Here is a 26862-nt window from a genome sequence, read left to right as displayed (position 1 = left end):
GATCCACCATGCCCCCCGCCAAGACCGTCAGCCTAGACGTCACCATCATGGGCGGGAATTCCGGGTCGCCTGCCCCGACAACGAGAAGCAGAGCCTGATCGAGGCCGCCAGCTTCCTGGATCGCAAGATGCGCGAGATTCGCGAGTCCGGCAAGGTGATCGGGGTCGAACGTATCGCCATCATGGCCGCACTCAACATCGCCCACGACTTTCTCGCCGCCCGCCCGGCCGACCCCGACGTCGCCGCGGTGCGTGCCCGCGTCGAACGCCTCGGCGGCCTGCTTGATCAGGCGCTCGCTCAGCAAGATAATCTGTTCTGAGCCCTGCTGCGTACGCGAGGGTCGCGGATTCTTTGAACCGATGCGTCTTACGCATGGAGCGGTTATCTTCCGGCGGGTGTGCGCGTGGCCAGTTCCATGTACCCGAAGCCGATGTGCCGCACCGTCTTGAACCCCTGGGTTCAGGATTGCGGCCCGGACGACGCCCGCGGGGCTCACTCCAACCACCATGCCTGCCAACCCGAACCCACCCGACAAGGCCAGTGTCCGCCGCCGCCTGCGCGTACTGCGCCGGGCCGTCCCGGCCGCCACGCGCAAACGTGCCGGCCAGGCCGTGCTTCGCCTCGCCCTGAGCCACCGCCTGCTGAGCCGGAAGCGCCGCGTCGGCCTGTACATCCCGGCCAAGGGCGAACTCGACTGCCTGCCCCTGCTTGACCGGGCGCTCTGGCTGGGTGCGGCCTGCTGCCTGCCGGTCGTACCGCGCGCCCGCCAGCGCATGCTCTGGTTCTCCCGCCTGGGCGACGGCCCGCACTGGGGCGTGAACCGCTACGGGATTCCGGAATACGGCCACCGAGGTTTCGAACGGCTGCGCGCCGCCGACCTCGACATCCTTTTCATGCCGCTGCTCGGCTTCGACACCGCCGGCTATCGCATGGGCATGGGCGGCGGCTATTACGATGCCAGCCTGGCCTATCTCACCCGGCGCCGGCACTGGCACCGGCCGCGCCTGATCGGCCTCGCCTTCGAAGCGCAACGCGTCGATGTCCTGCCCCGCGACCCTTGGGACATCCCGCTCGATGCGGTGATCACGGAACAGCGCTACTACCGGTTCAATAGCGGAAACGTGCGCGGCTGAGGCGGGCCGGCGGCAGTTCACACCAGCCCGGATCGACCACCTCGTCGACCACCGGAGCGTGGCCTGGCTCCTCCTGGACGCCGTGGAACGTGGCCCAGCCCGCCCCGCCCGGGGCGGCCGGCCGGGTAACGTCGATGGCCTGCCGGATCGGTGGCAGCACAGCGGCCAGGAGCCGGTGCAGGAAGAGTCGCGGGTCGTTCAGTTCCGCCCCGTTCACGGCGACCTGAGGTGTCACCGCGGCGGCCAGGCGATGCGCGGTGGGTGCCGGCCCCGCGGCCGTCGCCAGGGCCGTCATGGCGCGCGGTTCGGTCACGCTGTCGAGCCACTCGGCGACCGCCATCGGCCCCTTCGGCGCGATCTCCGCGCGCGCGCCCTCAAGCATCCTGGTCAGCCAGGCCTCCGTCCCCGAGGGCGCCGACTCGGCAGCCGTTGCCCACGCCGGCCAAAAGCCGAGGCAAAACAGGACGACGAGGGGCGGGATGCGGGCCATGGGGTGGCCATGGCAGCAACAAGTGAGCGGAAATTCTAGCAATCCGGGATGCCCGGACAAATAAAAAAGCGGGACGTTTCCGTCCCGCTTTTTCGTTGCTGCGCAGCGTCTGCCGGATTACTTGGCGGCAGGTTGGGCGACGGGAGCAAACGGCATCATGAACATGGAAGCCGGGTTGGCCATGTTGCTGTAGGTGGCGGGGTTCATGAAGGTGCCCCAGGTACCGTAGGTCTGCGGGTTGGCAGCGGTGCCCATCCACTGGGTGTAGGTGTTGGGGTTCATCGGAGCCATCATCAGGTTCATGTTGGCCGGGTTCATCGGGGCCATCATCCAGTTCATGTACAGGCTGGGGTTCATCATCTGCATGCCCATGTTCCACATGCGCGGATCCATGGGAGCCATGGCCCACTTCATGTACATGTTGGGGTTCATCATGGGGTTGATCATGGCCATGTAGAAGTTCGGGTCCATGCCGGCGGCCATCCACTTGCCGTACAGGTTCGGGTCCATGAAGACGGCGTAGGACTTCAGCATGTCGGGGGACATGCCGGTCTGGGCCATCTTGGTGTAGACGTTCGGGTCCATCAGCTTCTGCATCATGACCATGGAGGTGGCCGGGTCCATCATGTCGGTCATGGCTTGCACGGCGGCCTTGGGATCCTTGGCGGCGTCAGCGGCCTTGGCGGGATCCAGCATCTGGGCAGCGGTGCCTTCCGGGGCGGCCAGGGCGACTTGGGACAGCAGGGCCAGGGTCAGGGCGCTGGCAAGAGCGGACAGTTTCATTGCAATCTCCTTAAGGGATTAGAAAAAACAAACGAGTAAAAGAAGGCTATTCCGGACCGCCAGTGTACGGTGGAATATTAGTACATTCTATTATTTGAAATGGCCATACCATCCATCGGCCCTGCCGTGTTGCGGCGACGCAACACGGCTTACTCACCCAAGTAGGCGGCCTTCACGCCCGGGTCATTTGCCAGGGCCTGACTCGGCCCCGAAAGTACGATGCTACCACTTTCCATGACATAGCCGCGCTGGCTGGTGTGCAGGGCGAGATGCGCGTTCTGCTCGACCAGGAGGATGGCGACCCCTTCGCTGGCGATGTCGGCGACGGTCTGGTAGATCTTCTGTACCATCAGCGGCGCCAGCCCCATGCTCGGCTCGTCGAGCAGCAGGAGACGCGGCCGCGCCATCATGGCCCGGGCCATCGCCAGCATCTGCTGTTCCCCGCCCGACAGCGTCCCGGCCAACTGGCTGCGCCGCTCGGCCAGGCGGGGGAAAAGTCCGTACATGCGTTCCAGATCGGCCCGGACATAGGCCCGCTCGCGCCGGGTATAGGCCCCGATGTCGAGATTCTCGGCCACCGTCAGGCGGCCGAATATCCCCCGTCCCTCCGGGACCAGGGACAGGCCGCGCGCCGCGATGGCATGGGTCGCGAGATTGCTCAGCCGGGTACCGCCGAAGGTCACCTGGCCGCTGCACTGCACCATGCCCATCAAGCCCTTCAGGGTGCTGCTCTTGCCGGCGCCGTTGGCGCCGATCAGGCAGACCAGCTCGCCCTCGCCGACCTCGAAGTCGATGCCGCGCACCGCCTGGATGCCACCATAGTGGACTTTGAGGCCTTTGACCCGAAGCAGGCTCATGCCGGTTCGCCCCCGAGATAGGCCTCGATCACCGCGGCGTCGCGCTGGACCACCTCGGGGGTGCCCTCGGCGATCTTGCGGCCATAGTCGAGCACGGCGACCCGGTCGCACAGCCCCATGACCAGCTTCACGTCGTGCTCGATCAGCAACAGGGTGATGCCGGCGTCGCGCAGCTTGCGGAACAGGTCGCCCATCTCGCGCCGCTCGCTCGGATTCATCCCGGCGACCGGCTCGTCGAGGGCCAGCAGCTTCGGCTCGGTGGCCAGGGCGCGGGCGATCTCCAGGCGGCGCTGGGCGCCGTAGGAGAGATGGCCGGCGAGCGCCTGGCCCTTGCCGGCCAGGCCGACGAAGCCGAGCAGTTCGCGCGCGCGCTGCCGGCTGGCCTGCTCCTCGGCGCAGCTGAAGGGTCCGCGCAGGACGGCCCCGACGACGCCGGTACGGGTGCGGATATGGCGCCCGACCATGACGTTCTCGAGCGCCGTCATGTTGGAGAACAGCCGGATGTTCTGGAAGGTGCGCGCGAAGCCCAACTCGACGATGCGGTGCGGCTTGCTGTTCTGGACCGGCTGGCCGAGCAGCCGGATGGCCCCGCTGCTGACCGTGTAGAGCCCGGTCATGCAGTTGAACAGCGTCGTCTTGCCCGCCCCGTTGGGGCCGATCAGGCCGTAAATCTCGCCGGCCATGACGCTGAGCGACACGTCCTCGAGCGCCGCAAGGCCGCCGAAGCGCTTGCTCACCCGGTCGACCGAAAGCAGGGCAGCCATGGCGTCAGGCCCCGGCGTCGTACAGGCTGGCCTGTTCCTGCTCGGCCACGCCGTCGTCGGCATCGAACTCGCGCCGGCGCTGGCGCGACGGGATCAGGCCGGCCGGCCGGTACAGCATCATCATGACCATCGCCAGGCCGAACAACAGCATGCGCAGGTCGTTCGGGTCGACCACCACGTTGCCGAGCACCGCACGCTGCCAGTCGCCCACGTAGCGCAGCGCCTCGGGCAGCACGGTGAGCAGGAAGGCGCCGAGCAGGACGCCCGGCACGTTGCCCATGCCGCCCAGCACGATCATGCACAGGATCATGATCGACTCCATGAGGTTGAAGCTCTCCGGACTGATGAAGCCCTGGAAGGCGGCGAACAGGCCGCCGGCCAGGCCGCCGAACATGGCGCCCATGGCAAAGGCGAGCAGCTTGATGTTGCGCGTGTTGATGCCCATCGCCGCGGCCGCTACCTCGTCCTCGCGGATTGCCGCCCAGGCGCGGCCGATGCGCGAATCCTGCAGGCGCAGGGCGACGAACACCGTGGCCAGGGTCATGGCCAGGAAGAAGTAGTAGTAGAGGTGCGGCGGCGAAAAGGTGATGCCGGCCAGCTGCGTGGTCTGCCCCAGGGACAGGCCGGCGATCCGGATCGGGTCGATCAGGTTGATGCCCTGGGGGCCGTTGGTGACGTTGATCGGGGCGTCCAGGTTGTTCATGAAGATGCGGATGATCTCGCCGAAGCCCAGGGTGACGATGGCCAGGTAATCGCCGCGCAGACGCAGCGTCGGGGCGCCGAGCAGGACACCGAACAGACCGGCCAGGGCGGCGCCGGTCGGCAGCACCAGCCAGAACGGCAGGTGGATGCCGAAATGCGGGCTGCTCAGCCAGGCGAACAGATAGGCCCCGAGGGCATAGAAGGCGATGTAGCCGAGGTCGAGCAGGCCGGCGTAGCCGACCACGATATTGAGGCCGAGCGCCAGCATGGAATAGAGCAGCACGAAGTCGAGCACGCGCACCCAGCCGCGGCCGAGCCCGGCCCCGACCAGGAACGGCAGGAGCAGCAGCAGAACCGCGAGCAGGCCGTAGGCGAGCAGCGGGTTGCGGCGCAGGCGGGCGACCAGGGCGGTCATGGCCGGCACCCCCGCGGCAGCCGCGCCGGCCGGTCAGGCACGATTGGCAACCCGTTCTCCCAAGAGGCCGGAGGGCCTGAATACCAGGACCAGGATGAGGACCAGGAAGGCGAACACGTCCTGGTAGTTGCTGCCCAGGAAGCCGCCGGTCAGGTCGCCGATATAGCCGGCGCCGAGCGCCTCGATGATGCCCAGCAGCATGCCGCCGACCACCGCCCCCATGATGTTGCCGATGCCCCCGAGCACGGCCGCCGAGAAGGCCTTGAGGCCGAGCAGGAAGCCCATGTAGTAGTGCGCCAGGCCGTAGTAGGCGCTCACCATCACGCCGGCGATGGCGGCCAGGGCGGAGCCGATGACGAAGGTCGCGGAGATGACCGTGTCGACGTTCACCCCCATCAGTTCGGCCACTTCGCGCGACTGCGCCGTGGCGCGCATGGCCCGGCCCAGGCGGGTGCGTTCGACCAGCAAGACCAGGCCGACCATGACCAGCACCGAGAGGGCGACGATGGCGATCTGCAGGTCGGTCACCGTGGCGCCCAGGATCTCGTGGCGGCCGCGCGGCAGGATGGCCGGGAACGACACGTAGCCGCGCCCCCAGATCAGCATGGCGGCGTTCTGGAGGACGATGGAAACGCCGATCGCGGTGATCAGCGGGGCCAGGCGCGGCGCCTTGCGCAGGGGCCGGTAGGCGACCTTCTCGATGACGAAGCCGAGCACCATGCAGGCGGGTACCGCCACCAGCACGCCGGCCACGACCACCAGCAGACCGGGCAGGTCAGGGTTGGCGCCGAGCAGGGCGCCGATCACCGCCAGGGCGACCATGGCGCCGATCATGGTCACCTCGCCGTGGGCGAAGTTGATGAGTTCGAGGATGCCGTAGACCATGGTGTAGCCGAGCGCCACCAGGGCATAGATGCTACCCAGAACCAGGCCGTTGATCAGTTGCTGTACGAAGATGTCCATGCGTCGTACCCGCCGGCTTCGACTGGGGCGCCGCTTACTTGACGGTCTCCAGCACCACCCAGGCGCCGTTCTCGACCTGGTACAGGGTCACCGCGCCGCCCGCGGTGTCGCCCTTGGCGTCGAAGCGCAGGGGGCCGGTGACACCGGCGTAATCGGTCTTGGGCAGTTCCGCCAGGACCTTGGCCGGCTCGGCCGAGTCGGCGCGCTTCATGGCCGCCACCAGGACCTGCACGGCATCGTAGGCATAAGGGGCGTAGACCTGGATGGGGCCGTACTTGGCCTCGAACTTCTGCTTGAACTGGGCGCCGCCGGGCATGGCTTCGAGCGGCAGGCCGGGCGACGAGGCGACCACGCCGTCGGCGTCGGCCCCGGCCAGCTTGAGGAAGTTGATGTTCTGCAGGCCGTCGCCGCCGAGCAGCTTAGCGGGCAGGCCGAGGCGTTTCATCTGGCGCGCCATCGGGCCGCCCTGCGGGTCCATGCCGCCGAAGAAGACCAGGTCGGGTGACTTGCCCTTGATGCTGGTCAGGATGGCGGTGAAGTCGGTCGCCTTGTCGTTGGTGTACTCGCGCGCCACCACCTCGGCGCCGGCGGCGGCCGCCGCCTTCTCGAACTCGTCGGCGAGGCCCTGGCCGTAGGCGGTGCGGTCATCGATGATGGCGACCTTCTTGGCCCCCAGCCTGGTCACGGCGTACTGGCCGAGTGCCTTGCCCTGCTGGGCATCGTTGGCCATCACCCGGTAGGCGGTGTTGTAGCCCTGCGCGGTATAGGCGATGGCGGTCGCCGAGGGCGAGATCTGCGGGATGCCGGCGTCGTGGTAGATCTTCGAGGCCGGGATCGTGGTGCCGGAATTGAGGTGGCCGATGACCGCCTTGACCCCTTCGTCGACCAGTTTCTGGGCCACGTTGGTAGCGGTCTTCGGGTCGGCCGCGTCGTCCTCGCTGATCAACTCCAGCTTCACCGGCTTGCCGCCCAGGCTGAGGCCGGCGGCGTTGATCTCGTCGACGGCCATACGGGCACCGTTGTCGTTGTCCTTGCCGATGTGCGACTGGGCACCGGTGAGCGGGGCCACGGAGCCGATGCGCACGACTTCCGTGCCGTCCGTGGCGACGTCTTTCTGGCCGCAGCCGGCAAGCAGGCCGAGCAGCGTCAGGGAGAGGGCGGACAAACGGCGAATACGCATCGGGAAACCCCTGGCAAAAAATTTAAGCAACCGTGGATTTATACCATGGCGCACTCGCCGGACATAAAAAAAGGCCGGACTGGCCGGCCTTTTTTCGAATCGGTGTGACCGATTACAGGGACAGCACCCACTTCACCAGGGTCTGGGCCTCTTCCGGCTTGACCTGGGGCTGCTTCGGCATCGGGACGTTGCCCCAGACACCCTTGCCGCCGTTCTGGATGACGTTGACCAGGTGTTCTTCGGCCTTGGCATCGCCCTTGTACTTGTTGGCGACATCCTTGAACGCGGGGCCGACCACCTTCTTGTCGACCTGGTGGCAGCTCAGGCAGGCCTTGGACTGGGCAAGCTTCTGGTCAGCCATGGCGGAACCGGACAGGGCGAGCAGGGCGGCGGCGACGATCAGGGTAACTTTCATGTGTAATCTCCTTTGTATTGGACAACTCTCGATCCGCTCCAGGCGACCGCCCGGGGCTCGGTTGCGGCACGCATCTTAATTCATAGCGTAGCCGGATAAAATAGCCGTCAGCTCCGTCATTTGCACTATTTCGGGTAGGCAATTCGCGCCCTCGCAAACGTAGGCCGCGACACCGGCCCGAACCGGCTTCGCGAGAGGCTCCGGCAGGCCCCGGCAATCGTCCGCCGGGGCCAGCAACAGGGTACCGGGAGGACAGCGCGGATTCGCCACGGCCTGCCAGGCCGCGACCTCGTCGCGCGGGCCGCGCAGGACGATCAGCCGGGGCGGTTGCAATGTCTCGGCCAGGGCCGTGAGCAGGGTGCCATGGGCCAGGGGCTGGTCGCGCATGGCCGCCTGGAACAGACGCAGGCAGCGTTCCGCCGCCGCGCCATAGCGGGCGTCGCCGGTCAGCAGGCCGAGCCGGCCCAGGCTCAGCGCCGCCATGCCGTTGCCCGAGGGCGTGGCCTGGTCGTAAGCGGGTTTCGGACGCTGGATCAGGGCCTCGTGGTCGTGGCGGGTGAAATAGAAGCCGCCCGCCGCGGTGTCCTCGAAGTCGACCAGCAGGGCGTCGGCCAGCGCCCGGGCCCAGGCCATGTCGACGCCGCGGTAACCCGCCTGCATGGTCTCCAGGAGCGCGGCCAGCAGGTAGGCATGATCGTCCAGGTAGGCATTCAGGTTTGCCTGGCCGTCCTTATAGCTGGCCAGCAGACGGCCGTCACGCCAGAGCCGGTTGCGCAGGGCGTCGAGCGCGCGCCAGGCGGCGGCCAGCCAGTCGGCGCGCCCGAAGCGCCGGGCCGCACGGGCCAGGCCGCGCACCATCAGGGCATTCCAGCCGGTCAGCACCTTGTCGTCGCGGCCGGGCGGGATGCGCCGGCCGCGCGCCGCGAACAGCTTGGCACGCGCCCCGGCCAGGTGCCTGGCCGCCTCGGCCTCGGCGATGCCCAGCCGGCCGGCCACCTCGGCGAGCGGCTTGGCGACCCGCAGATGCCAGGCCTGGCCTTCGAAGTTGGCCGGCCGGTCGAGCCCCCAGTGGCGCGCCGCGACGGCGTACTCGTCCGGGCTCAGCAGGGCGCGCGCCTGGTCCGGGCGCCAGACGTAGAACTTGCCTTCCTCGTGCTCGGAGTCGGCGTCCTGGGCCGAATGGAAGAGGCCGTCCGGGCTGGTCATCTCGCGCTCCAGCCAGGCCGCGGTCATCGCCGCGGCCTGCTCGAACAGCGGCTCGCCGGTGAGCGCCCAGGCGTCGGCATAGAGGCCGAGCAGGGGGCCGTTGTCGTAGAGCATCTTCTCGAAGTGCGGAATCATCCACATCGCGTCCACCGAGTAGCGGTAGAAACCGCCGCCCAGCTGGTCGAACAGGCCCCCCTCGGCCATCTTGCGCAGACTGAACAGGACCTGCCCGCGTGCCGCGGCGTCGCCCTGGGCGAGCAGGAACTCCAAGTCGGCCGGGCGCGGGAACTTGGGTGCGCCGCCGTAGCCGCCGTTGGCATCGTCGAAATTCGCCACGTTCGCGGCCAGCGCGCGCTCGATCGGCGCCCGCTCGCGCGTCAGCTCCTCGGCCGCGGCCGGCGCCACGCCGGCCAGCGCCGCGCGCAGCGAGGCGTTCTGCTCGACGATCTCGCCGCGCCGGTTGGCCCAGGCATAGGCGACGCTCTCGATCAGGCGGGCAAACCCGGGCAGGCCGAAACGCGCCTCGCGGGGGAAATAGGTACCGCCGAAGAAGGGCGTCTGGTCCGGCGCCAGGAACAGGGTCAGGGGCCAGCCGCCGGAACGGCCGCTGAGCATCTGCTGGGCGGTCTGGTAGATCTGGTCGAGGTCCGGGCGTTCCTCGCGGTCGACCTTGACGTTGACGAACAGGGCGTTCAAGCGCGCCGCCAGCTCCGGGTCCTCGAACGACTCATGCGCCATGACGTGGCACCAGTGGCAGGTCGAATAGCCGACCGAGAGCAGGATCGGCTTGTCCTCGGCCTGCGCCCGGGCCAGGGCCTCCGGGCCCCAGGGGTACCAGTCGACCGGATTGTCCTTGTGCTGCAACAGATAGGGGCTGGTCTCCAGGGCAAGGCGGTTCATGGTCGGCTTCGGTGACGGCGATGGCGCCAGTTTAGGGGCCGACCCCCTTTGTTGACAAACCCGCTCAGGTATTCAGCAATTCCAGCACCGTGTCGGCCAGCAAGGCCATGGCGGCATCGTCCAGCACGTAGGGCGGCATGAAGTACACGGTCGCGCCGATCGGCCGGATGAACACCCCGCGCGCCAGGGCGCGGCGGTGGAAGTCGCCGGCGAACCCGGCCGGGGCGTCCGCGACCTCGAAGGCCCAGATCATGCCGGTACGGCGGAAGTCGCGCACCCGGGGATGCGCGCGCACGGCCGCCAGGCGCGCGTCGAAGCGCGCCGCGGCGGCGCGGTTGCGTTCCAGCACGCGGTCCTCCTCGAAGATGTCGAGCACCGCCAGCGCGGCCCGGCAGGCGAGCGGGTTGCCGGTATAGGAATGCGAATGCAGGAAGCCGCGCGCAGTGCGGTCGTCGTAAAAGGCGGCGTAGACCGCCTCGCGGGTGAGCACCGCCGAGAGCGGCAGGTAGCCGCCGGTGATGCCCTTGGACAGGCACAGGAAGTCGGCGATGTCGGCGACCGAGGCGGCCGCCTGCTGGCAGGCGAACAGCGTGCCGGTGCGCCCGAAACCGACGGCGATCTCGTCGGCGATCAGGTGCACGGCATGGCGGTCGCAACTCGCCCGCACGGCGTTCAGGTAGGCCGGATGGTACATGGCCATGCCCGCGGCGCCCTGCACCAGGGGCTCCAGGATCACCGCCGCGGTGGTGTCGGCGTGCGTCGCCAACCAGGCGTCCAGGTCGGCGGCGGCGCGCCGGGCGTAGGCCTCGGCCGACTCGCCCGGCCCGGCCAGGCGCCAATCCGGGCTCATGGCCTGGTGGCTCAGGCGCAGCAGGGGCGCGTAGGTGTCCTTGAACAGGGCCACGTCGGTGACCGACAGGGCGCCGATGGTCTCGCCGTGGTAGCCGTTCTTCAGGCTCACGAAACCGGTCTTCTCCGGTCGGCCGCTGTTGCGCCAGTAATGGAAGCTCATCTTGAGCGCGATCTCGGTCGCCGAAGCGCCGTCGGAACCGTAGAAGGCGTGGCCGAGCCCGGTCAGCCTGGCCAGCCGCTCGGACAGCTCGACCACGGGGCGTGGGTGCAGCCGGCCAGGATGACGTGCTCGATGCGCGCCAGCTGGTCGACGATGGCGGCGTTGATGCGCGGCTCCGCATGGCCGAACAGGTTCACCCACCAGGATGAAATGGCGTCGAGGTAGCGGCGGCCGTCGTAGTCGATCAGCCAGGGCCCTTCGCCGCGCGCGATCGGCAGCGGCGGCATGGCCTCCAGCTGCTTCATCTGGGTACAGGGGTGCCAGAGGGCGGTGCGGGTGCGGTCCAGCCAGTCGGAATTGCTCATTCGGAGCATCTTAGCAAGGCGGCCCCTTGAAATCCCTCCGACACGTCCATATTATCTGGCACTCGCAGGGCCCGAGTGCTAACAACCGGCCCGTCGAAGTCGAGTTTTCGAGTATCGGATTTCAGTTCTACAAGGAGGAATCGATGAAAATCCGCCCGTTGCATGACCGCGTGATCGTCAAGCGCATGGAAGAAGAACGCAAGACGGCCTCCGGCATCGTCATCCCCGACACCGCCACCGAGAAGCCCGACCAGGGCGAAGTCGTCGCCGTCGGCCCCGGCAAGCGCGATGACAGCGGCAAGCTGGTCGCCATGGACGTCAAGGTCGGTGACCGCGTCCTGTTCGGCAAGTACTCCGGCCAGACCGTCAAGGTCGATGGCGAGGAACTGCTGGTCATGCGCGAAGAAGACATCATGGGCGTCGTCGAAAAATAAATTCGCGCTGCGAAGTTATTTTCGGCAAAGGCTCACATCGGCCGGTGGCCGATGTGATGTCGAAGCCCGGAGTAATCCCAAATACTGAATTCCCGCCTCGGCGGGAACGCCGTCAAAGACATTTAGGAGTAAAGAGCAATGCCCGCAAAAGACGTACGTTTCGGCGATGCCGCTCGCCATCGCATGGTCGCCGGTGTCAACATCCTGGCCAACGCCGTCAAGGTGACCCTGGGCCCCAAGGGCCGCAATGTGGTGCTGGACCGCGCCTTCGGCGCCCCCACCGTGACCAAGGACGGTGTCTCCGTCGCCAAGGAGATCGAACTCAAGGACAAGTTCGAGAACATGGGCGCCCAGATGGTCAAGGAAGTCGCTTCCAAGACCTCCGACGTGGCGGGTGACGGCACCACCACCGCCACCGTGCTGGCCCAGGCCATCGTCAACGAAGGCATGAAGTTCGTCGCCGCCGGCATGAACCCGATGGACCTGAAGCGCGGCATCGACAAGGCCGTCGGCACCCTGACCGAGGAACTGCGCGAAATCTCCCGCCCCTGCACCACCAGCAAGGAAATCGCCCAGGTCGGTTCCATCTCCGCCAACTCCGACGCCAGCATCGGCCAGATCATCGCCGACGCCATGGACAAGGTCGGCAAGGAAGGCGTCATCACCGTCGAGGACGGTTCCGGTCTTGAAAACGAACTGGACGTCGTCGAAGGCATGCAGTTCGACCGCGGCTACCTGTCGCCCTACTTCATCAACAACGCCGAGAAGCAGATGGCCGTGCTGGAAGAGCCGTTCGTCCTGCTGCACGACAAGAAGATCTCCAACATCCGCGACCTGCTGCCGGTGCTGGAACAGGTCGCCAAGGCCGGCAAGCCCCTGCTGATCATCGCCGAGGACATCGAAGGCGAGGCCCTGGCCACCCTGGTCGTCAACACCATCCGCGGCATCCTGAAGGTCGCCGCCGTCAAGGCCCCGGGCTTCGGCGACCGCCGCAAGGCGATGCTGGAAGACATGGCCATCCTGACCGGCGGCACCGTGATCGCCGAGGAAGTCGGCCTGGCCCTGGACAAGGCCACCCTGCAGGATCTGGGCCGCGCCAAGCGCATCGAGATCGGCAAGGAAAACACCACGATCATCGACGGCGCCGGCGCTGCCGATGCGATCAAGGACCGCATCGCCCAGATCAACAAGCAGATCGAGGTCGTCACCTCCGACTACGACAGGGAAAAGCTGCAAGAGCGCAAGGCCAAGCTGGCCGGCGGTGTTGCGGTGATCAAGGTCGGTGCCGCCACCGAAGTCGAGATGAAGGAAAAGAAGGCCCGCGTCGAGGACGCCCTGCACGCCACCCGCGCCGCCGTTGAAGAAGGCATCGTCCCCGGCGGCGGCGTCGCCCTGCTGCGTGCCCGCGCCAAGATCACCAAGCTGAAGGGTGACAACCACGACCAGGACGCCGGCATCAAGATCGTCCTGCGCGCCATCGAGCAGCCCCTGCGCGAGATCGTCCGCAACTGCGGCGAGGAAGACTCCGTGGTGGTCAACAAGGTGCTCAACGGCAAGGGCAACTACGGCTACAACGCGGCCACCGGCGACTACGGCGACATGATGGAGATGGGCGTGCTGGACCCGACCAAGGTCACCCGCACCGCGCTCCAGAACGCCTCTTCCGTGGCCGCCCTGATGCTGACCACCGACTGCATGGTCACCGAAATGCCCGAGGACAAGAAGGCCGGCGCGCCTGACATGGCCCCCGGCATGGGTGGCATGGGCGGTATGGGCGGCATGGACTTCTAAGCCGTACCCAGGCAGGCCCGAAAACCCCCGGCGGGGCAACCCGCCGGGGGTTTTTCATTGCCGCGCCGGGTCAGCCTTCGGCATGACCGGTCCGGTGCACGTAGCTACCGAACTCCTGGTCTTCCTTGGCGATGTGTTCGAACAGCCAGATGGTCGCCAGCAGGTTCAACTTCAACGGCGTCAGCTTGGACTTGTGGGCGCGTATTTCGGCCAGCATCTTCTCCACCGCCGCCATCAGTTCGCCGTGCCGGACATGATGTTCGGCCAGGCCGGGGTAGCCGTGCCGGGCCATGATCGCCTCCTCGCTGGCAAAGTGCATGCGCGTGTATTCGAGCAGTTCCGCCAGGGCCTGCTCGGCGGCCGCGAAGCCGGCGGCGTCGGTGAGGTGGCCGACCCCGACGGCCCGGAAACCCTCGATGATCTTCAGCCAGCGCGCGTGCTGCTTGTCGATCTCGGCAATGTCGATCTTGATCATGATTTCGCCGACGCCTCCCGCGCCCGAATGAAAGACCGCCGGCCGGGAAACCGGGCCGGCTCCCCTGACCGACGGTCAGCACGTAACCCTACTCATGACATGGGGATGATCTGGGCAATGCCGCGCCCTGTCAATCGCGCCCGGCGCCGTCTTCAACGCCCCCCGACGTTGAAATCGACGCGGAACACCGTGCCCTTGCCCCCCTCGCCGGCCTCGACCGCGATGCGGGCGTGGTGACGCTGCGCGACCTCGTGCACGATGGCCAGGCCGAGCCCGCTGCCCGGCTGGCCCGAGCCGGCCACCCGGTAGAAGCGGTCGAACACCTTGGTGCGTTCCTCGGGCGCGATGCCGGGGCCGTTGTCCTCGACCCGCAGCCAGGGGCCCGGCCCGGTGCGCAGGGTGACCCGGCCGCCCGGGGACGTGTAGCGGATGGCGTTGTCGAGCAGGTTGCCGATGAGGTCGCGCAGGGCACCATCGTAGCCGCGCAGCGGCAACTCGCCGACCGCGCCCTCGAAGCCCAGGTCGATGTCCTTGCGCACCGCCTCGGGCACCCAGTCCATGGTGGTCTCCTGGGCAATGCGGTTGAGGTCGAGGTCGGTCAGGCCCTCCTCGGCGCGGGCCTCCGGCTCGTTGCGCGCCAGGGTGAGCAACTGGTTGACCAGCCGGCTGCAGCGGTCGGCGCCCTCGCAGATGCCGTCCAGCGCCGCGTGCACGCCGGGTGGCGCCTCGGCCCGGCGCGCCAGCTCGGCCTGGGCACGCAGGCCGGCGAACGGCGTACGCAACTGGTGGGCGGCATTGGCGACGAAGCGCCGCTGCTGATCCATCATCGCCTTGAGACGTTCGATCAGGGCATTCACCTCGCGGATCAGCGGCCGCACCTCACCCGGCGCCATGGCCTCGTCGAGCGGACTGAGATCGTCGCTGCGCCGGCGCGCGACCGCGCGGCGCAGGCGCTCGAGCGGCTCGAAGCCGCGCTTGAGGCCGAGCCACACCGCCAGGCCGGCGATCAGGATGAAGATGAACTGCGGGATGACGATGTTGCCGAGGATGCTGCGGCCGAGGAACAGGCGGTCCTTGACCGGTTCGGCCATGACCAGGACGTACTCGGTGCCCGGCGTGCGCCGGGTGGTGCGGAAGTGCAGGGTGAGCACGCGCACCTTCTCGCCGGCCAGCGAGGTGTTGCGCAGGAGCGGCCCGGTGGCGGCGAAGTCGATCGGCCGCGGCCTGGGCAGGCTGGCGTTGCCGAGCAGCGGCCGGTTGCCGGCGTCGAACAGGGTGAACGACAGGTGTTCGGCGTCCTCGGGCACGAGGTCCGCCTCGGTCACCGGCTCGGCCTCGGGGATCAGGTCGAAGCGGCTGGCCATCAGGCGGGCACGCTCGGTGAGCACCAGGTCGTAAGGCTGGTTGGACAGCTTGAGGGCCGCGATGTAGCCGGTCACCGTGGAGAACAGCAGGAGCAGGTAGAGCGGCGTGAACAACCAGTTCACCAGGTGGTGGCGCAGGGAGAGGATGTCGTCCTCTTCGTCGCGGCCGGGCGCGGCGGTCATGCCTTGTCCAGCAGGTAGCCGAGGCCACGCACCGTGCGGATGCCGACGCCGCCCGGTTCCAGCTTCTTGCGCAGGCGGTGCATGTACACCTCGATGGCGTTGGGCGTCACCTCCTCGCCCCAGGCGCACAGGCTCTCGATCAGTTGTTCCTTGCTGACCACCTTGCCCTGGCGGAACAGCAGGGTCTCGAGCACGGCCAGCTCGCGCGCCGACAACTCGACCACCTCGCCGGCCAGGGTCACCCGGCGACCGACGCTGTCGAACTCGAGGCTGCCGCAGGTCAGCGTGGCCGCCCCGCCGCCCTGGCCCCGGCGCAGCAGGGCGCGCACGCGCGCCTCCAGCTCGGCCACCGAGAACGGCTTGGTGAGGTAGTCGTCGGCCCCGAGGTCGAGGCCGAGCACGCGGTCGCCGACCGAGTCGCGCGCGGTGAGCAGGATCACCGGCAGGGTCTTCTTGGCCGCGCGGGCGTGGCGCAATATGGCGAGGCCGTCCATGCGCGGCAGGTTGATGTCCAGGATGGCCAGGTCGTAGCAGCCGTCCAGCAGCATGGCCAGGGCCACCTCGCCATCGTCGGCGTGGTCGGCGGCATAGCCGGCCGCCACCATGGCCCGGACCAGGCTGTCGGCCAGGACTTCGTCGTCTTCCACGATGAGGATGCGCATGGCAACGCCCTGTCTGAAGTAAGGATGCTGTAAGGCCGCCTTCGTAGCATGCGGCAAAGCGATTATCCTGAAAACCCCGCGCGCCGTGGGTACTTAGATTGCGCCAGCCATGACCACTCCCTACGCCCTGCTTGCCGCCACGCTCGACCAACTGGGCCGCTACGCCCCCTTCGACCAGATGGAGCGCGACCACCTGGTCTGGATGATCGAGCGCCTGAAGGTCGGCTACTACGCCAAGGACGAGGTCGTCCTGGCCCCGGCCGAGACCCCGGTGGCGACCTTCTACCTGATCAAGCAGGGCGTCATCCTGGGCGAACAGGACGTGGTGCGGGCACAGGAGAACGCCGCCTGGCTGGAACTGCACGAGGGCGAATGCTTCCCGCTCGGCGCCCTGCTGTCCAAGCGCGGCGTCACCAGCACCTACCGGGCCGGCATCGACACCTTCTGCTACGAGCTGAGCGCCGAGCACTTCCGCGAACTGCTCAGGCTGAGCGAACCCTTCCACGACTTCTGCACGCGGCGCATCGCCAACCTGCTCGAGCAGTCCAAGCAGGTCATCCAGGCCCAGTACGCCAAGTCCACCAGCGAACAGCAGTCGATGTCGAGCCCGCTGTCGGCGATCATCCGGCGCGAACCGATCACCTGCGCACCGGAGACGCCGGTGCGCCAGGTCCTCGAAACCATGCACAAGAACGGCATCGGCTCCATGGTCGCGGTGGACGGCGAGCACCGGCCGGTCGGCATCTTCACCCTGCACGACGTCCTCTCGCGGGTGGCCCTGAGCTGCACCGCGCTGGACCAGCCGCTCGCCAGCGTGATGACCGCCAACCCCTACACCATGCCGCCGCACGCCTTCGCCTACGAGGCCGCCCTGGTCATGGCCAAGCATGGCTTCCGGCACATCCTGGTGGCCGAGGAAGGACGCCTGAAGGGCCTGGTCTCGGAGAAGGACCTGTTCTCCCTGCAGCGGGTCGGCCTGCGCCAGATCGGCGGCACCATCCGCAACGCCGAGCACCTCGACACCCTCAAGGGCTCGGCCCGCGACATCCGCCAACTGGCCCACAACATGATGGCCCAGGGCGTCGCCGCCGAGCAGCTGACCCAGATCATCTCGACCCTGAACGACCTCCTGACCACCCGCATCATCGAGCTGGAACTGCGCGCCAGCCCGGTGCGCGACATCGCCTTCTGCTGGATGGCGCTCGGTTCCGAAGGCCGCCTGGAACAGACCCTGAACACCGACCAGGACAACGGCATCATCTTCGACCTGCCCGAGGGCGCCGACCCCGAGGCCGTGCGCGCCCAGGTCCTGCCGTTCGCCAAGCGGGTCAACCTGGCCCTGGCCGAATGCGGCTTCCCGCTCTGCAACGGCGAGGTCATGGCCTCCAACCCGAAGTGGTGCCTGTCGCTCAAGGAATGGCAGGAGACCTTCGCCAACTGGATCGACCACGGCGATCCCATGGCCCTCCTCTACGCCACCATCTTCTTCGACTTCCGGCCCCTGTACGGCGCCGAACGCCTGGCCCTGGAACTGCGCGACTGGCTGCGCGACGCCACGCCCAAGAACACCCGCTTCCTCTACCAGCTTGCCGTCAACGCCCTGCGCAACGACCCACCGCTGGGCCTGATCCGCGACTTCGTCACCGGCAAGGGCCACACCCTGGACCTCAAGCTGAACGGCATCACGCCGTTCGTCGACGCCGCCCGCATCTACACCCTGGCGACCGCCGGGCGCCAGACCAACACGGTCGGCCGCCTGCGCGAACTGGCCGAGCACGGCCACCTGCGCAAGGTCGACGCCGAGGCCTTCATCGAGGCCTTCCTGTTCATCCAGCTGCTGCGCCTGCGCCTGCACCACCAGCAGCTCGAACAGGGCAGCGAGCTGAGCAACAAGATCGACCCGGACAGCCTCAACAACCTCGACCGGCGCATCCTCAAGGAGGCCTTCCGCCAGGCCCGCAAGCTGCAGACCAAGCTGCGCCTCGACTACCAGGTCCGCGAATGAACTGGCTCGCCTCCCTGTTCGGCCGCGGCGCCCGCCTCGACGCCGCCCAGCAGGCCCGCCTGGATGCCTGGCGCGCCCTGCCGGCGGCCGACCTCAAGCTGCCCATCGACGCCGCCCGCTACGTGGTCGTCGACGTCGAGAGCAGCGGCCTCGACCTGAACCGGGACAAGCTCATCGCGATCGGCGCCATCGCCATCCGCGACGGCCGCATCGACCTCGCCGACGGCCTCGAGATCGTGCTCCAGCAGGACAAGGTGAGCGGCAAGGACAACATCCTCATCCACGGCATCGGCGGCGAGGCGCAGCGCGCCGGCGTGCCGCCGGTCGAGGCCCTGCTGAGCTTCCTGGAGTACCTCGGCAAGGACCCTCTGATCGCCTTCCACGTGGTGTTCGACAACACCATGATCAGCAAGACCCTGCGCAAGTACCTGGGCCTGCGCTTCAACCACCCCTGGGCCGACCTGGCCTTCCTGACCCCCGAACTGTGCCCGGGCGCGAACCGCCAGCTGCGCGCCCTGGACGACTGGATGGGCTACTTCAACATCGGCAACTACGCCCGCCACAGCGCGCTCGCCGACGCCGTCTCGACGGCCGAGCTGATGCTCGCCCTGCGGCCCCTCCTGGCCGGGCGCAACGCCGAGTGTTTCCGTGCCTTCCAGGGCATCGAGCAGGAACGGCGCATGCGCACCTTCGGCCTGCCCTACGCCTGAGCCGGCGTCCCGGTACGGGACACCCCCCGGCCGGGTGGTATGCTGCCGAACCGGCGCGGCAAGCCGCCCTGCCGGGGCCAAGGACACCGATTCGAAGCAGCGACCCAATATGGCGACAGACAAGAAGACCCCGGGCGTCGAGCAACTGCTCGCGCGCGCCGAACGGCACGCCCGGAAGAACGAAATCCAACTGGCGGCGCAGGCCTACCAGGAGGTCCTCGCCCGCTACCCGAGGAACGAGCGCGCGGCGCGCGGGCTGGCGGCCCTGCGGCCGCCGCCGCCGGCAACCGCCACGGCGACGCCCGCCCAGGCCGACCTCAACGCGCTGATCGCGCTGTACAACCAGGGCCGCCTCCAGGAGGCACAGGCGCGGCTCCGGACCTTGCTTGCGCGCTACCCCGGGGTGCCGCTCCTGCACAACCTGCAGGGCGCCATCGCGGGTGCCGCCGGCCGTTTCGCCGACGCGGCGGCCAGCTACCGCCAGGCCCTGGCGCTGGCACCCGAATTCGCCGAGGCACACTGCAACCTGGGCAATGCCCTGCTCGAACTCGGCCGCCACGCCGAGGCGATCGAGAGCCTGGAACGCGCCCTCCTGCTCCGCCCGACGATGGCCGAGGCGCATTACAACCTGGGCGTCGCCTGGCAGGCCCTCAACGGCCTCGACCGGGCCATCGCGCATTACGGCCAGGCCCTGCAGGCCAACCCCGGGTTCGCCAAGGCGCAATACAACCTGGGCAACGCCTACAAGGTCCGCGGCGACCTCGACGAAGCGGCCGCCTGCTTCAGGCGCGTGCTGGCCATCGATCCGAACGTCGCCGAGGCCCACTACAACCTGGGCGTCGTCCTCCAGGAGCAGAAACGCCTCGACGAGGCCATCGACTGCTATGACCGGGCGGTCGCCCGGGCGCCCCAGTTCACCAACGCCCGCGCCGCCCTGCTGATCCTGCTCGGCCGCACCTGCGCCTGGCACCGCTTCGGGGCCAGCCTGGCCGAATTGACCGCCGGCCTGGCCATCGCCGCCAACGACAAGCAAGCCGTGCCGCCCTTCGGGCTGCTATCCCTGGCCACCGACCCCGGCTTCCAGCGCCACGCCGCGGAATGCTATTCGAAGGCCAACTTCGGCCGCATCGCCGAGCTCGACCCCTTCCCGGCGGCCACCTGGCAGACGCCGATCAACGTCGGCTATTTCTCCGCCGATTTCCACAATCACGCCACCATGTACCTGATGGCCCGCCTGTTCGCCGTGCACGACCGGGCGCGCTTCCGCATCCACGCCTACTCGTTCGGGCCGGACTGCCAGGACGCGATGCGCGCCCACCTGGTCGACAACGTCGACGTCTTCCACGACGTCCGGAAGCTGGACGACGAGGCGGTGGCCCGCCTGGCCCGGCACGAGAACATCCACATCGCGGTCGACCTGAAAGGCTTCACCGAGCACGCCAGGACCGGCATCTTCGCGCGCCGGGCGGCGCCCATCCAGGTCAGCTACCTCGGCTATCCGGGCACCATGGCCAGCCCGTTCATGGACTACCTGGTCGCCGACCCGGTGGTCATCCCGGCCGAGGAGCGCGCGCACTACAGCGAACGGATCATCTACCTGCCGCACAGCTACCAGGTCAACGACGACCGGCGCCCGATCGCCGCGACGACGCCGACGCGGGCCGAATGCGGCCTGCCCGACAGCGGCTTCGTGTTCTGCTGCTTCAACCACAACTACAAGATCTCGCCGGACGCCTTCGCGATCTGGATGCGCCTGCTCGCGCGCGTGCCGGGCAGCGTGCTGTGGCTGCTGCGCCTGAACCGCTGGGCCGAGGCCAACCTGCGCGCCGAAGCGGTCCGGCACGGCATCGACGCCGACCGCCTGGTGTTCGCCGAGCGGGTCGAGCTGCCCGAACACCTGGCCCGCCACCGCCTGGCCGACCTGTTCCTGGACACCTTCAACTACAACGCCCACACCACCGCCAGCGACGCCCTCTGGGCGGGCCTGCCGATGGTCACCTGCATGGGCCGGAGCTTCCCGAGCCGGGTCGGGGCCAGCCTGCTCCACGCCCTGGACCTGCCGGAACTGGTCACCGCCGACCCGGCCGCCTACGAGGCCCTGGCATGGGCCCTGGCGAGCGAGCCGGAACGGCTGCAGGCTGTGCGCGCGAAGCTGCAGGCCAACCTGGCGAGCGCACCCCTGTTCGATGCCCTGCGCTTCACGAGGACGCTGGAGAGCGCCTACGAAGCCGTGTACCGGCGCCACGTCGACGGCCTGGCACCGGCCGACCTGGACGCCCCGGACGCCGGCCCCGCTTAAGCGAGGCCGGGCAGCAGGATCTTGAGGCCCTGCACCACGAAGCCGACCGAGATGGCGGCCAGGAGCAGGCCCATGATCCGGCTGGCGATGTTGAGACCGGTCTGGCCGAGCAGGTCCATCAGGCGGTCGCTGGCGCGCATGGTCAGCCAGGCCAGTCCGGCCACCAGCCAGATCTCGCCCACCAGCACGACGGTGTCGAGCCAGCCTTGGCTCTTGTGGGCGTAGATGATCGCGGTACTGATGGCGCCTGGGCCGGCCAGGAGCGGGATGCCGATGGGCACCACGCCGACCTGCTCGCGCGCCTGGGCCTCGTCCGCCTCCTCGCTGGTATGGCGGGCGCCGCTCATGCGGGCGTTGAGCATCGATACAGCGATGAGCAGCAGCAGGATGCCGCCGCCGACGTGGAATTCCGGAATGCCGATGCCGAACAGCGACAACACCGACTCGCCGGCCAGGGCCGAGATCGTCATCACCACCGCCACGGTGAGCGCGGCCATGCGCGCGGTGTGATGGCGCTGGCCGGCGCTCTCGTTGCCGGCCAGGGTGGCGATCGCCGACACGCCGAGCAGCGGATTCACGATGACCACCAGACCAATCAGCATGTTCAGCCACGCATACCAGCCCGACATTCGTCCTCCCGAGTCCACCCCGCCGGCTTGCGCCGGCTACCAGCGGCGGATGCTAGCACCCAGGGCGGACCCGCGGCCAGGCCTACGCCGGCGCAAAGGATATATGCGGAATTTGGCGTCGAAACCGGGCTGACGGCCAGCTGCTTGGGGTGCGACGCAGAAAGGTTGCAGGAGGTCTGCTATCGCCTCTGAGCCGACCTACAAGGTGGGAGCAGTGTGCGGCCGCTACCGACGCGTTGCAGTCCTTCGCTGACATGGAAAGTGGACCTTCAACGTCGAACTACCCCGGGGCAATGTGGGCTGCTGCCGGTTCCATGGACACCGACCTAAGCTTTTTGAGCGTTTTCAAACTCTACCGGACTGACGTAGCCAAGTGTTGAATGTCGCCGAGTCGGGTTGTAAAACCGCTCGATGTAATCGAACACGTCGGCCCGTGCCTGTTCACGGGTCCGATAGACCTTTCGGGATGTCCGTTCGGTCTTCAATGAACTGAAGAAGCTCTCCATCGCCGAGTTGTCCCAGATCTCGCCAGCCCGGCTCATGCTGCACGTGATGCCCTGCTCCTTGAGCAAATCCTGGAAGTGTTCGCTGGTGTACTGGCTGCCCTGGTCAGAGTGATGCAGCAGCTCCACCGGCTTGCCACGGCGCCAGACCGCCATCATGAGCGCATCAGCAACCAGCTGTGAGGTCATGTTGGCCTGCATCGACCAACCCACGACTCGACGCGCGTACAGGTCCAGTACCACCACCACGTACAGCCAGCCCTCAGCCGTCCAGAGATAGGTGAAGTCGGCCACCCATTTGCGGTTCGGTGCGTCGGCTTGGAACTGTCGGTCCAGCACGTTATCCGCGATGACGCTTCGCTGTCCCCTGTCGGCCGGCAGGCCACGCCGCCGTGGCCGTGCCCGCAAGGCCTGCTCCCGCATGAGCCGCTCGACCCGATGAAGACCACAGGAATGCCCCATGGCGAGTACATCGTGCCAGACCCGGCGGGCACCATAGGTGCGGTCGCTGGCCAGGAAGCTTTGTCGTACCCGGGTGCCCAGCACTTCATCATCCAGGCTGTGCTGACTGCGTGGCCGGCTCAGCCAGGCGTAGAAACCACTTCGCGAGATACCGAGCGACTCGCACATCATCTGCACCGGCCAGGCCCCTCGGTGCTTCGCCACAAAGCCGAATTTCACATCGACTCCTTGGCGAAGTAGGCCGCGGCTTTTTTCAGGATGTCGCGCTCCATCCGAAGCTTGGCTACTTCCTTCTTCAACCGCTCAATTTCCGCCTGCTCAGGCTTCATCACACCCTTGCCGGGAAAGGCCTGCTGCGAGTCGGCTGCCTGCTCCCGTATCCACTTCCGCAGCACGTTCCCGTGCACGTCCAGGTCGCGGGCAGCTTGCGCCACCGTCACGCCCTGTTCCTTCACCAGCCTTACGGCCTCAAGCTTGAATTCCCGGCTGAACTGCCGTCTCGTAACCATGTACACCCTCCGATTTCAGATTCCACCTTAACAGGGTGTCCTCGAAACCGGCAGCAGCCCAATGAAACGTAGCGGAATTGCCGTCCGGTGGAGCGCCTTGTTAGTCCTTAGGCGCTACCCGCATCCACTTCGACTCCGCACTTTCAACCGCCGCCGAGGCAGCGGAATGACGGCCGCACTACCACACGGTCGGCGGCCGTTATCAGGAAGCCTGCACCCCAGCCCATCTCGTCTTCTGCGTCCCTTCGTCGGACCATCACACGGCATTCCCAGGCTGGTTTGCCGTCTGGCGTAGCCGCGGGAACCGCAGTCACCTCTAGCCAGTTCTGTCCGCCTTCTTTCGCATGTTCCGCCATGAAACCGCTTAGATAATCGCCAATGGTGAGGTCGTCGTCCGTCGTTCCCACTCCGTTGCAAGAGCTATCTACCGTCAATGGCACATCCAGATTCCGCATTAAGAGACGCAAGACCTCCTTTGTATCCGGGGGGCTACTGGCATCCACTGTGACCGCAAGTGGCGGAGCGGGCGAAGGGCCACATCCCGCTAGCGCAAGCCATGCGACACACAACAGGCCCCACTTCACCTTCATGTTGGAATCTCCCCGTAGAACAATCCAATGTCAGACCCTGCATAGTGTCGTGCGAACTGCTCCGGCGACTGCTTCACGACTTTGTCGGCCGTGTTGGAGTAATGCCAGATGCTCCCTGAATTGTAGATTCCGATGTGCTTTTTCGGAAAATTGACCATCTGCTTGGTCGCGAGGTTGACGTTCTTCTCAGATGTCACAAATGCCAGACACACCGTTAGATGAACTGGGCGGTCGCTCCATTTACCTACTTGGCGACAGCGCGGGAAGATTTCATGAACCCGGATGTTGGCGCCCTTGGCCCCCTTCCCTGTCATGTTCTTGCACGTGAAGCCGAAGTGCAAGCCCAGAGCGTGACTGACGAAATGAGCGCAGTGGTTCTCGGCATTGTTGTGGTATGCGCAATCGCAAATGGCGTCGATCCTCTTGCCTTCGAACTTCTGAAGTTGAGCAAGTGTGATTGTGGGCATTGTTCCTCCTGGATCGTCTGGTTAACTATTTATGGAGAGACGCATCCGTCCGGACATTCTTTAATATTGAGACAGGACAAAATGCGCCATATCCAATTGATCTTGTTGATATTTCTAAACTCCCTGTATCTGTATGCACGGCACTAAAGCCGGATGCCGGCCTGCCGAGTTTTGCTACGATTGTATGCCTAACCAAGGAAGCAACAATCGGCCGAAAGTTATAACCACATGGGTTGGGGGAGTGGTTGTCGACGGGTGTGGCGCGTTGTCTAGGTGTCGGTTTCTAAGTTCCGCCGATGAGGCTGGCATCCTTGCCAATGTGTACATTGCGCTGGAACTGTGTATAGCAACTTGTGGCCGGGTGCGGAAGTACGTTGACGCCGCTACCAGCGTCTCTTCCAGGCTCATCTGAGCCATAGCCAGAACGGCAACTCCGACATCGAAAACCTGTTCTCAACAGCTGGTCCGCGGCCCATCCGAAACCGCCGGTTTCAACAGTCCGTCCCAGATAAAAAAGCCCCCGGCGAAGCGGGGGCTCGATAGCCGTCCGGAGCCGGACGGATGTGCTGCTCACGTCAATGCGCTGTGGCGCCCTCGGCATGGATGCCGGTGTTCTGGCGCACGTATAGTTCGTCCCACATCTCCTCCGAACGCTTGTCGCGGAACGCCAGGGAACCCAGGATCACGCACAGGAAACCGAGCGGGATGGACAGCAGGCCCGGGTTCTTGAGGCGGAAGAAGGGCTTCTCCAGACCCATCAGGCTGGTCGTCTGGCCTTCCATCTTCTTGAGGTCTTCCTGCGCCTTGGCGATGTCCTTCTCGAGCTTGGCCTGGTCCTTCTTGGCCTTCTCCAGCTCGGCCGGGTCGGCCAGGGTGGGCAGGCTGGCCTGCAGCTTGGCGAGCTTCTCCAGGGCGCCCGGCTTGGCCTCGACGGCCGGCTTGGCCGGCTCGGCGTTCTGGCACACCGCGAACAGTTCGCAGACGAAGCCCTGGCTGACCTTGGCCTCGACGGCTGCCTTGGCCGGGCTGCCGTCCAGCACGGCCTTGGCGTCGGCGATGACCTTGGCCGGGTAGGTCATGTTGGGGGAGATCATCACCAGGGCGATGGCGGAGAAGGAGCCCACCAGCATGCCCAGGACGACGCCACCGGTGTTGCACTTCTTCCAGTACAGGGTCAGGAACACCGCCGGCAGGTTACCGGAGGCGGCCACCGCGAAGGCCATGCCGACCAGGTGGGCGACGTTCTGGCCCTTGGCGGCGATGCCGATGATGATGGCGACGATGCCGACGATCACGGACGAGATGCGCGCGGCCTTGACCTGTTCCTCGGCGGTGGCGTGGTCGCCCCGGATGACGCCGACGTAGATGTCGTGCGCCATGGCGGAGGCGGAAGCCAGGACCAGGCCGGCCACCACCGCGACGATGGTGGCGAAGGCCACGGCCGCGACGAAGGCGAGGAAGAAGTTGCCCAGCATGGAGTCGGCGCCGCCGCCCAGGTATTGGGCCAGGATCGGCGCGGCCATGTTGCCGCCCTTGTCGAGTGCGGAGATGTTGGTCGGGCCGACGTGGATGGCCGCGCCCATGCCCAGGAACAGGGTCAGGACGTAGAAGCCGCCGATGATGCCCATGGCCCAGACCACGGACTTGCGGGCCTCCTGGGCGTTCGGCACGGTGAAGAAGCGCATCAGGATGTGCGGCAGGCCGGCCGTGCCCAGCACCAGGGCCATGCCCAGGGAGATCTGGTCGATCGGGTTCTTCAGGAACAGGCCGGGCTCGAGGAAGCGCTGGCCGAGTTCTTCCGGCGTCATGTTGGCGGCGGCGTTGCCGAGCAGCTTGGCGACCTGCTTCTGGACGCCTTCGTCGTGCACCACGCCGTCCAGGAAGCCGGGCAGGCTGAAGCCGTAGGGCGCCCAGACCAGGGCGACCAGGACGATGGAGGCGATCACCAGCAGGATGGCCTTGACGATCTGCACCCAGGTGGTCGCGACCATGCCGCCGAACACGACGTAGGCGAGCATCAGGGCGCCCACGACCATGACCGAGACTTCGTAGTCGATGCCGATCAGGGTCTTCACCAGGACGCCGCCCCCCACCATCTGGGCGGTCAGGTAGAAGATCGACACGGTGATGGTGGAGATGGCGGCGATGGTCTTCGAGGCCTTCGGGTTGTTGCGGAAGGCCAGGATGTCGCCGAGGGTGTACTTGCCGATGTTGCGGCAGGGCTCGGCGATGACCAGGAGCACCGTGATGTAGGCGACCAGGAAGCCGACCGAGTACATGAAGCCGTCGTAGCCGTACAGGGCGATCAGGCCGGCGATACCGAGGAAGGAGGCGGCCGACAGGTAGTCGCCGGCGATGGCCCAGCCGTTCTGGAAGCCGGACACGGAACGGCCGGCGGCGTAGAACTCGCTGGCCGAGTGGACGCGCTTGGCGGCCCACCAGGTGATGTACATGGTCAGGCCGATGATGCCGCCGAAGACCAGGAAAGTGAGCCACTTCCACTCGTCGGCCACGGCACCGCCGTCAGCCGCCCAGGCGGAGGCGCTGGCCAGGGCCAGGCCGGCGGAAGCGATGATGTGCTTCAGGTTCATGAC

23 protein-coding genes, 1 other RNA gene and 1 pseudogene are annotated in these 26862 nt (G+C 67.0%); 8 read left to right on the top strand and 17 right to left on the bottom strand.

Annotated elements, in window-relative coordinates; translation table 11 throughout:
• The first annotated feature begins 1 nt into the window (after window position 1).
• The 3 genes from EZJ19_RS11515 to EZJ19_RS11505 all read left to right on the top strand — a co-directional run bounded on the left by EZJ19_RS11515 (window position 2) and on the right by EZJ19_RS11505 (window position 1133).
• The gene (locus EZJ19_RS11515) at window positions 2-319 is read left to right on the top strand and encodes a cell division protein ZapA (RefSeq protein ID WP_131447722.1); all 318 of its coding nucleotides are present in this window, start codon (window positions 2-4) and stop codon (window positions 317-319) included.
• Window positions 317-496, top strand: a non-coding RNA gene (gene ssrS / locus EZJ19_RS11510) — 6S RNA. The genes EZJ19_RS11515 and ssrS overlap by 3 nt, the downstream gene beginning before the upstream one ends.
• A gap of 10 nt (window positions 497-506) precedes the next feature.
• Complete coding sequence (locus EZJ19_RS11505) at window positions 507-1133, top strand: 5-formyltetrahydrofolate cyclo-ligase (RefSeq protein WP_131447720.1); 627 nt, start codon at window positions 507-509, stop codon at window positions 1131-1133.
• On the opposite strand, the gene EZJ19_RS11500 is transcribed toward EZJ19_RS11505, so the two are convergent.
• The 10 genes and pseudogenes from EZJ19_RS11500 to bioA all read right to left on the bottom strand — a co-directional run bounded on the left by EZJ19_RS11500 (window position 1108) and on the right by bioA (window position 11185).
• Window positions 1108-1623: a hypothetical protein gene (locus EZJ19_RS11500; protein ID WP_131447718.1), complete on the bottom strand. Its 516-nt coding sequence runs from the start codon at window positions 1621-1623 to the stop codon at window positions 1108-1110. The genes EZJ19_RS11505 and EZJ19_RS11500 overlap by 26 nt on opposite strands.
• Before the next feature lie 117 nt (window positions 1624-1740).
• Window positions 1741-2406, bottom strand: a complete 666-nt coding sequence (locus EZJ19_RS11495) for a hypothetical protein (RefSeq protein WP_131447716.1) — start codon at window positions 2404-2406, stop codon at window positions 1741-1743.
• Between the two features lie 149 nt (window positions 2407-2555).
• Window positions 2556-3263 (bottom strand): ABC transporter ATP-binding protein, encoded by a 708-nt coding sequence (locus EZJ19_RS11490; protein ID WP_131447714.1) that lies wholly within the window; start codon window positions 3261-3263, stop codon window positions 2556-2558.
• The gene (locus EZJ19_RS11485) at window positions 3260-4027 is read right to left on the bottom strand and encodes an ABC transporter ATP-binding protein (protein ID WP_131447712.1); all 768 of its coding nucleotides are present in this window, start codon (window positions 4025-4027) and stop codon (window positions 3260-3262) included. Before EZJ19_RS11485 ends, EZJ19_RS11490 begins: the two co-directional genes overlap by 4 nt.
• Window positions 4028-4031: 4 nt before the next feature.
• Window positions 4032-5144 (bottom strand): ABC transporter permease subunit, encoded by a 1113-nt coding sequence (locus EZJ19_RS11480; RefSeq protein ID WP_131447710.1) that lies wholly within the window; start codon window positions 5142-5144, stop codon window positions 4032-4034.
• 33 nt (window positions 5145-5177) lie between these two features.
• Window positions 5178-6107, bottom strand: coding sequence for a branched-chain amino acid ABC transporter permease (locus tag EZJ19_RS11475; RefSeq protein WP_131447708.1), 930 nt, complete (start codon window positions 6105-6107; stop codon window positions 5178-5180).
• Window positions 6108-6141: 34 nt separating this feature from the next.
• Window positions 6142-7287, bottom strand: coding sequence for a branched-chain amino acid ABC transporter substrate-binding protein (locus EZJ19_RS11470; RefSeq protein ID WP_131447706.1), 1146 nt, complete (start codon window positions 7285-7287; stop codon window positions 6142-6144).
• A 112-nt stretch (window positions 7288-7399) separates the two neighbouring features.
• Window positions 7400-7702: a c-type cytochrome gene (locus EZJ19_RS11465; RefSeq protein ID WP_131447704.1), complete on the bottom strand. Its 303-nt coding sequence runs from the start codon at window positions 7700-7702 to the stop codon at window positions 7400-7402.
• Window positions 7703-7777: 75 nt separating this feature from the next.
• Window positions 7778-9808, bottom strand: a complete 2031-nt coding sequence (locus tag EZJ19_RS11460; RefSeq protein ID WP_131447702.1) for a thioredoxin domain-containing protein — start codon at window positions 9806-9808, stop codon at window positions 7778-7780.
• 64 nt (window positions 9809-9872) lie between these two features.
• Window positions 9873-11185, bottom strand: a pseudogene (gene bioA, locus EZJ19_RS11455) (adenosylmethionine--8-amino-7-oxononanoate transaminase).
• A 143-nt stretch (window positions 11186-11328) separates the two neighbouring features.
• Here bioA and groES point away from each other — a divergent pair.
• Window positions 11329-11619: a co-chaperone GroES gene (gene groES / locus EZJ19_RS11450; protein ID WP_131447700.1), complete on the top strand. Its 291-nt coding sequence runs from the start codon at window positions 11329-11331 to the stop codon at window positions 11617-11619.
• Window positions 11620-11757: 138 nt separating this feature from the next.
• A complete protein-coding gene (groL, locus tag EZJ19_RS11445; RefSeq protein WP_131447698.1) occupies window positions 11758-13410 on the top strand; it encodes a chaperonin GroEL in 1653 nt (550 codons plus the stop codon).
• Window positions 13411-13480: 70 nt separating this feature from the next.
• Here the strand turns inward: groL and EZJ19_RS11440 are convergent, their stop codons facing one another.
• From EZJ19_RS11440 to EZJ19_RS11430, 3 genes are all read right to left on the bottom strand, one after another.
• Entirely contained in the window at window positions 13481-13885 is a 405-nt protein-coding gene (locus tag EZJ19_RS11440; RefSeq protein WP_131447696.1) for a bacteriohemerythrin, read from the bottom strand.
• A gap of 152 nt (window positions 13886-14037) precedes the next feature.
• Complete coding sequence (locus EZJ19_RS11435; RefSeq protein ID WP_131447694.1) at window positions 14038-15432, bottom strand: sensor histidine kinase; 1395 nt, start codon at window positions 15430-15432, stop codon at window positions 14038-14040.
• Complete coding sequence (locus EZJ19_RS11430) at window positions 15429-16094, bottom strand: response regulator transcription factor (protein ID WP_131447692.1); 666 nt, start codon at window positions 16092-16094, stop codon at window positions 15429-15431. The genes EZJ19_RS11435 and EZJ19_RS11430 overlap by 4 nt, the downstream gene beginning before the upstream one ends.
• Before the next feature lie 109 nt (window positions 16095-16203).
• Here EZJ19_RS11430 and EZJ19_RS11425 point away from each other — a divergent pair, with 109 nt between their 5' ends.
• The 3 genes from EZJ19_RS11425 to EZJ19_RS11415 all read left to right on the top strand — a co-directional run bounded on the left by EZJ19_RS11425 (window position 16204) and on the right by EZJ19_RS11415 (window position 21108).
• Window positions 16204-18099 (top strand): DUF294 nucleotidyltransferase-like domain-containing protein, encoded by a 1896-nt coding sequence (locus EZJ19_RS11425; RefSeq protein ID WP_131447690.1) that lies wholly within the window; start codon window positions 16204-16206, stop codon window positions 18097-18099.
• Window positions 18096-18809 (top strand): 3'-5' exonuclease, encoded by a 714-nt coding sequence (locus EZJ19_RS11420; protein ID WP_131447688.1) that lies wholly within the window; start codon window positions 18096-18098, stop codon window positions 18807-18809. Before EZJ19_RS11425 ends, EZJ19_RS11420 begins: the two co-directional genes overlap by 4 nt.
• Before the next feature lie 109 nt (window positions 18810-18918).
• Window positions 18919-21108 (top strand): O-linked N-acetylglucosamine transferase family protein, encoded by a 2190-nt coding sequence (locus EZJ19_RS11415; RefSeq protein ID WP_131447686.1) that lies wholly within the window; start codon window positions 18919-18921, stop codon window positions 21106-21108.
• Here EZJ19_RS11415 and EZJ19_RS11410 read toward each other — a convergent pair.
• The 4 genes from EZJ19_RS11410 to EZJ19_RS11395 form a co-directional block, all read right to left on the bottom strand.
• Window positions 21105-21737 (bottom strand): MarC family protein, encoded by a 633-nt coding sequence (locus tag EZJ19_RS11410; RefSeq protein ID WP_131447684.1) that lies wholly within the window; start codon window positions 21735-21737, stop codon window positions 21105-21107. The genes EZJ19_RS11415 and EZJ19_RS11410 overlap by 4 nt on opposite strands.
• Window positions 21738-22063: 326 nt before the next feature.
• Window positions 22064-23211 (bottom strand): IS3 family transposase gene (locus EZJ19_RS11405; RefSeq protein ID WP_131447682.1). Its coding sequence is split into 2 segments (ribosomal slippage): window positions 22064-22950 and window positions 22950-23211, totalling 1149 coding nucleotides; the frame shifts between segments, so codons are not numbered across the junction.
• A gap of 586 nt (window positions 23212-23797) precedes the next feature.
• Complete coding sequence (locus EZJ19_RS11400) at window positions 23798-24268, bottom strand: hypothetical protein (protein ID WP_131447680.1); 471 nt, start codon at window positions 24266-24268, stop codon at window positions 23798-23800.
• A 575-nt stretch (window positions 24269-24843) separates the two neighbouring features.
• Window positions 24844-26859, bottom strand: coding sequence for a solute symporter family protein (locus tag EZJ19_RS11395; RefSeq protein WP_131447678.1), 2016 nt, complete (start codon window positions 26857-26859; stop codon window positions 24844-24846).
• Window positions 26860-26862 lie beyond the last annotated feature (3 nt).

This window comes from Parasulfuritortus cantonensis, assembly GCF_004337445.1.
GTDB classification, from domain to species: Bacteria; Pseudomonadota; Gammaproteobacteria; order Burkholderiales; family Thiobacillaceae; genus Parasulfuritortus; species Parasulfuritortus cantonensis.
This window is presented reverse-complemented; position numbering and strand designations above follow the sequence as displayed.

What these genes read in the sequence shown, in the direction of transcription:
- EZJ19_RS11440 (WP_131447696.1), bottom strand. Translation starts at nt 13,885, where the DNA reads ATGATCAAGATCGACATTGCCGAGATCGACAAGCAGCACGCGCGCTGG.
- EZJ19_RS11420 (WP_131447688.1), top strand. Translation starts at nt 18,096, where the DNA reads ATGAACTGGCTCGCCTCCCTGTTCGGCCGCGGCGCCCGCCTCGACGCC.
- EZJ19_RS11495 (WP_131447716.1), bottom strand. Translation starts at nt 2,406, where the DNA reads ATGAAACTGTCCGCTCTTGCCAGCGCCCTGACCCTGGCCCTGCTGTCC.
- EZJ19_RS11410 (WP_131447684.1), bottom strand. Translation starts at nt 21,737, where the DNA reads ATGTCGGGCTGGTATGCGTGGCTGAACATGCTGATTGGTCTGGTGGTC.
- EZJ19_RS11435 (WP_131447694.1), bottom strand. Translation starts at nt 15,432, where the DNA reads ATGACCGCCGCGCCCGGCCGCGACGAAGAGGACGACATCCTCTCCCTG.
- EZJ19_RS11485 (WP_131447712.1), bottom strand. Translation starts at nt 4,027, where the DNA reads ATGGCTGCCCTGCTTTCGGTCGACCGGGTGAGCAAGCGCTTCGGCGGC.
- groL (WP_131447698.1), top strand. Translation starts at nt 11,758, where the DNA reads ATGCCCGCAAAAGACGTACGTTTCGGCGATGCCGCTCGCCATCGCATG.
- EZJ19_RS11480 (WP_131447710.1), bottom strand. Translation starts at nt 5,144, where the DNA reads ATGACCGCCCTGGTCGCCCGCCTGCGCCGCAACCCGCTGCTCGCCTAC.
- groES (WP_131447700.1), top strand. Translation starts at nt 11,329, where the DNA reads ATGAAAATCCGCCCGTTGCATGACCGCGTGATCGTCAAGCGCATGGAA.
- EZJ19_RS11490 (WP_131447714.1), bottom strand. Translation starts at nt 3,263, where the DNA reads ATGAGCCTGCTTCGGGTCAAAGGCCTCAAAGTCCACTATGGTGGCATC.
- EZJ19_RS11500 (WP_131447718.1), bottom strand. Translation starts at nt 1,623, where the DNA reads ATGGCCCGCATCCCGCCCCTCGTCGTCCTGTTTTGCCTCGGCTTTTGG.
- EZJ19_RS11475 (WP_131447708.1), bottom strand. Translation starts at nt 6,107, where the DNA reads ATGGACATCTTCGTACAGCAACTGATCAACGGCCTGGTTCTGGGTAGC.
- EZJ19_RS11460 (WP_131447702.1), bottom strand. Translation starts at nt 9,808, where the DNA reads ATGAACCGCCTTGCCCTGGAGACCAGCCCCTATCTGTTGCAGCACAAG.
- EZJ19_RS11430 (WP_131447692.1), bottom strand. Translation starts at nt 16,094, where the DNA reads ATGCGCATCCTCATCGTGGAAGACGACGAAGTCCTGGCCGACAGCCTG.
- EZJ19_RS11465 (WP_131447704.1), bottom strand. Translation starts at nt 7,702, where the DNA reads ATGAAAGTTACCCTGATCGTCGCCGCCGCCCTGCTCGCCCTGTCCGGT.
- EZJ19_RS11425 (WP_131447690.1), top strand. Translation starts at nt 16,204, where the DNA reads ATGACCACTCCCTACGCCCTGCTTGCCGCCACGCTCGACCAACTGGGC.
- EZJ19_RS11400 (WP_131447680.1), bottom strand. Translation starts at nt 24,268, where the DNA reads ATGCCCACAATCACACTTGCTCAACTTCAGAAGTTCGAAGGCAAGAGG.
- EZJ19_RS11395 (WP_131447678.1), bottom strand. Translation starts at nt 26,859, where the DNA reads ATGAACCTGAAGCACATCATCGCTTCCGCCGGCCTGGCCCTGGCCAGC.
- EZJ19_RS11505 (WP_131447720.1), top strand. Translation starts at nt 507, where the DNA reads ATGCCTGCCAACCCGAACCCACCCGACAAGGCCAGTGTCCGCCGCCGC.
- EZJ19_RS11470 (WP_131447706.1), bottom strand. Translation starts at nt 7,287, where the DNA reads ATGCGTATTCGCCGTTTGTCCGCCCTCTCCCTGACGCTGCTCGGCCTG.
- EZJ19_RS11415 (WP_131447686.1), top strand. Translation starts at nt 18,919, where the DNA reads ATGGCGACAGACAAGAAGACCCCGGGCGTCGAGCAACTGCTCGCGCGC.